Below are 1,091 nucleotides of genomic sequence, written 5' to 3'. Positions count from 1 at the left end.
GTTTCCGAACTCCTGGAACTGTACCGGAAAGGCACCGGACTGGAGGAATCCACGTTCGTTTCCGGCTGTGGCCACAGGAAAAGCATTTATCAAAAGCAGTATCAGGAATTACAGGGATATCTGGAACGCTTAAAAACTTATGCACACCATATAGAAATCTGTGGGGAAGAAAGGAGCAGTTATTCCAAAACGGATCACAGTGCCACTTTTATGCGGCTGAAAAGAGATTACATGGGAAATGACCAGCTGCTTCCAGCCTATAACCTCCAGACAGCTGTCTGTGACGAATACATTGCCGTAGTGGATGTAAAACCATACGCATCTGACATGGAGTGCTTTGTACCACTGATGGAGAAGTTTCATAAAACATATGGATGTTATCCAAAGTATCCGGTTGCCGATGCAGGGTATGGTTCCTACAATAACTATCTTTATTGTGAAGAGCATGGGATGGAAAAATATATGAAATTTACGATGTTCCAAAAGGAGACAAAAGATAAAAAATATCATGAAAATCCATATCGTGCTGTAAACTTTCAAAGAGATGAATCCGGAAACCTGCTCTGCCCGGCGGAAGGAAATTCCGCTTCAAATGCAGGCGTCCTGTATATAAGAATCAGTATGGGAGAACGGAAGAACTCTATGAATGCGAATCCTGTGAGGGCTGCGAATATAAAAGTGAATGCAGTCCAAAGGCATCGGGCAACCGGACAATCCGCATGAATGAGGAATTAACTGCCATACATCAGGAAGTACTATCGAACCTGGAGTCCATCCATGGAGCCCTTTTGCGAATGAATAGGAGTATTCAGGCAGAAGGAACATTCGGAGTATTAAAATGGGACAGGTCTTACAAAAGATTATTTCGAAGAGGTGAGAAAAATGTAATTCTTGAACTTACGTTAATCTCTTGTGGATTTAACATCTATAAATATCATAATAAAAAGCAGCGAAAAGAAGCAGCAGCTTAAAAGCAAAGAAAAGTTACCCACATAGGCTTATTAAGTGAACCATTTTTTACAAGTGAACATCAAAAAGCAGCTATAAAAACAAGGAATCACCAGAACCGGCATTTGCCGGAACTGGCGATT

At 41.4% G+C, this 1,091-nt stretch carries 1 pseudogene; it reads left to right on the top strand.

Features of this window, described 5'->3' with window-relative positions:
- A pseudogene (locus tag HMPREF9473_RS28835) lies at nt 1-971 on the top strand (transposase); the annotation flags it as partial.
- Nucleotides 972-1,091 lie beyond the last annotated feature (120 nt).

This window comes from Hungatella hathewayi WAL-18680 (assembly GCF_000235505.1).
Classification (GTDB): domain Bacteria; phylum Bacillota; class Clostridia; order Lachnospirales; family Lachnospiraceae; genus Hungatella_A; species Hungatella_A hathewayi_A.
Note: the sequence above shows the minus strand (reverse complement) of the source record. Positions and strands in the feature narration are given on the sequence as shown.